Source organism: Bartonella sp. P12B (assembly GCF_055796185.1).
Window position 1 is genome coordinate 1 of the sequence record NZ_JBTTDI010000039.1, and the last position, 3,061, is coordinate 3,061.

5 protein-coding genes are annotated in these 3,061 nt (G+C 37.3%); 4 read left to right on the plus strand and 1 reads right to left on the minus strand.

Annotated elements, in window-relative coordinates:
- The first annotated feature begins 322 nt into the window (after positions 1-322).
- From AC0QT1_RS08375 to AC0QT1_RS08390, 4 genes are all read left to right on the plus strand, one after another.
- Positions 323-643 (plus strand): hypothetical protein, encoded by a 321-nt coding sequence (locus tag AC0QT1_RS08375; RefSeq protein ID WP_473201283.1) that lies wholly within the window; start codon positions 323-325, stop codon positions 641-643.
- Positions 644-646: 3 nt separating this feature from the next.
- Positions 647-1,231, plus strand: a complete 585-nt coding sequence (locus tag AC0QT1_RS08380; protein WP_473201282.1) for a hypothetical protein — start codon at positions 647-649, stop codon at positions 1,229-1,231.
- A 558-nt stretch (positions 1,232-1,789) separates the two neighbouring features.
- On the plus strand, positions 1,790-2,524 hold the full coding sequence (locus AC0QT1_RS08385) for an antA/AntB antirepressor family protein (RefSeq protein WP_473201281.1): 735 nt from the start codon (positions 1,790-1,792) through the stop codon (positions 2,522-2,524).
- Positions 2,521-2,799 (plus strand): hypothetical protein, encoded by a 279-nt coding sequence (locus tag AC0QT1_RS08390; RefSeq protein WP_473201280.1) that lies wholly within the window; start codon positions 2,521-2,523, stop codon positions 2,797-2,799. The genes AC0QT1_RS08385 and AC0QT1_RS08390 overlap by 4 nt, the downstream gene beginning before the upstream one ends.
- 51 nt (positions 2,800-2,850) lie before the next feature.
- Here the strand turns inward: AC0QT1_RS08390 and AC0QT1_RS08395 are convergent.
- The coding region (locus AC0QT1_RS08395; protein WP_473202106.1) for a BrnA antitoxin family protein at positions 2,851-3,061 on the minus strand (211 nt) is incomplete at its 5' end.

Consider the following 3,061-nt stretch of genomic DNA (forward strand, 5'->3'; position numbering starts at 1 on the left):
GTAGTTGTCAAGCAGCATCTTGAACATGAATGGTAACTTCTTTCTAAAAACACCAGATTTTGATTAAAAAAATAAAAAAAATACTAGATTATGATTTTTTCTGTTGACATCGTGTAAAAAATCGTATTTAATGACGGCACGGCACTAGTCGTATTGTGTCTAAAATTCAAAAATATTCCCCAAAAATTCAGTAAAATATGGACCTGAAACAGGGCTAAAGAGTCCGGTTTTCTCGGTAATTCTGGCTTGTCCATTTTTTCAAATCGTAAAAAGCAATATTTGACGCATAATGTCATTAAATCATTCCTCAAAAGGAGCAATAATGAAAGCTGTCATCACTAAACCAATGTGTGTCGTTGGCGACAATAAAAGCACCGTTCGTTTTGAACCTTCTACACAAAATACCCCATTTGTTGAAGTTTCTAATCAACTCTATGCAAGGCTCAAGCGTGCCAATGCTGCAAAACCTTTTGTTGAGAACAAAACAAACGCAAACCCTGATAAGACAAGTAAAAAGGTTGAGAAAGAAGACAAAGAAAATGGACAAACATCAACTGAAGAAGTGGTAGAGGAAACCACACCCATACAGGCAAAAACACCTAAAGTTTCTAAGCCATCAACATCTAATCCCAAAAAGGCTTAGAAGTTGAAATTAATTATCCGCCAAAAATGGTATCTTCAGCAAGTAAAGGATACCTTTACAAATCTTCAAGCACCACGCCTTAATTGGACTTTGCGTAATGCTGTAAATACCGCAGCAAAACAAGTGGAACGCTTTGCTGAAAAGGAAATTTCTGATCTTACATCAGCCCAATCAAAGCGTATCAAAAAAGGCGTTTATATTAAGGGAAAGGCTACAGCACAGCTTCTCGAGACAGATATCATTGGCTCTGGAACACCGATACCTCTTAAATTTTTTAAAAAAGTAAGAGAAACAAAACACGGTGTGGCTTACACAATGTTTGGCAAGCAAGAAATCTTACCCCATGCTTTTATTCGAGGTGGAAAATTTCCAAAGCGTGTTGAATTAAAAATGGGCAACAATGTTTTTCAAAGAGCCGATGGTGATCACTTCCCTATTGCAAAACAAATGGGACCATCAATTGCTGGAGTAATGTCCAAGCCAGAAATTGCAAGTACTATTGCACAATATGCCAATGAGAGATTAATCAAAAATATACAGAGACAACTTGAACGCCAAGAATATGCTGCTAACAAGAAAAAGAAATAATGTTCTTAAGCTATGTAGATACACTACTCACTTCAATTGTAATTTTAAAGCAAATTATCACTTTCACTTTGGCTTTTTCCATAAAAAATACAATAAAATCAATGCAAAAGGTACTTTCCAGCGGGTTGGGAGTGTTGCGGGGCAGGACAGCGCGAACTATCGCTAGCGTTAGAATTTTTCAAATTGACTGTACATTGTACACATAACTCATTGATAAATAACGATTTCAATATGTGCACTGTACAATATATGATTATTTAAAAACAAAAAATTATTTTTATTCTTGACATTATTTCTGTAACATATATTTTCGAATCAGGTGCCTGAAAAACACCGAACGATAAGCGGATAGATTACCGAAATAATCTCTTCCCGCCGAAATTTAAAAACTTTGACTCATCACATGCTTTGTAGCATATAGTGATTTTGTCGGGTGTGGTTACACTATACAATACCTTTGCGGGAAAAGTGTAACGACGGACTTATCGCCGTGTTTTTCAGCGCCCGGCACTCTCTTTAGAGTGTCAATGAAAAACATCTAACGATAAGGAGTTCATTATGAACACTCTTATAAAAATTAAAGAACAAACCATTGATCAAGAAACTGTTCAAACAGTTGATGCACGTGACTTGCATAGTTTTTTAGAAATCACATCAAAGTTTGCAGACTGGATTAAAAATCGTATTAAAGAATGTAAGTTTCGGGAAAATATAGACTTTATAGGTTTTTCTAAATTTTTAGAAAAAGGTGGGCGCCCAAGCATAGAATACTACCTCACATTAGACATGGCTAAACATCTTTCGATGATCGAGCGTAATGACAAAGGACATCAAGCAAGAGAATACTTTATCGAATGTGAAAAACTTGCAAAGCAGGTAGTCACACCACAGGTTGATTATTCAAGTCCACAAGTGATGTTAGGTGTCTTAACACATCTAAAAAACGAAAATGAACGTAAAGACATCATAATTGCTGAGCTAGAGCCCAAAGCAAAGGCGCTTGACGGTTTAAAACGCTCTGATGGTCTGTTTGGTTTGATTGAATCTGCAAAGATGTTAGAGGTACGACCAAAGGACTTAACTGATTACTTGCGTAAACATGATTGGGTCTATCGACGGGCTCCGGGTGCTCCTTTGTTACCTTATCAGGATAAGATCAAGAAAGGTCTTATGGATTGCCCTGCTATTACTATTCAAAGACCCGATGGTACAGAAAAGGTGCTCCCTTCAACGAAAATCACATCCAGAGGATTAGCTTGCTTGAGAGAACAAATCCATGGAGGTGTGCAATGAATACCAGTGTTGATTTTTTATGTGATTTGTGGATGGCTTTGTTTCAGTTTGTCAATTGTGAAGGCATTGGAGATAAAGACTGTAGCGCACTGGTTGAGGTTATGAGCATGGTAGAGAAAGCTTTGATTTTAAAACTTCAAGATGACGTGCCAAATATTACAAAGATTTTAGCAGTTCTTACAGGTTTTGGAACTTCAGAATTACCGCATATCATGAATCCGTTATTGCAAGCTTATGCTCCCAATATTGAAAGTCCTGTTGTGAAAGCTGCTTAAACAAAAACATAACTCCCCTCCCCGTTCTCAAAAATGGGGAGGTAGTCTGATTTAGCAACCGCTTGCTTTTTTTAAGACTTCACCCATACGTGCGCGCCAATCTTTCCCTTGTTTTTTAAAAGAGGCAATAATATTTGGATCAAGGCGGAGAGTAACCGCTTGTTTAGGAGACTCAACTGGTGGTCGTCCACGTTTACGGCGCTCTTCTGTTACATACTTAAAGAAGGAGGAAGGTAAAACATCTTTAGCTGGCTTTAAACGT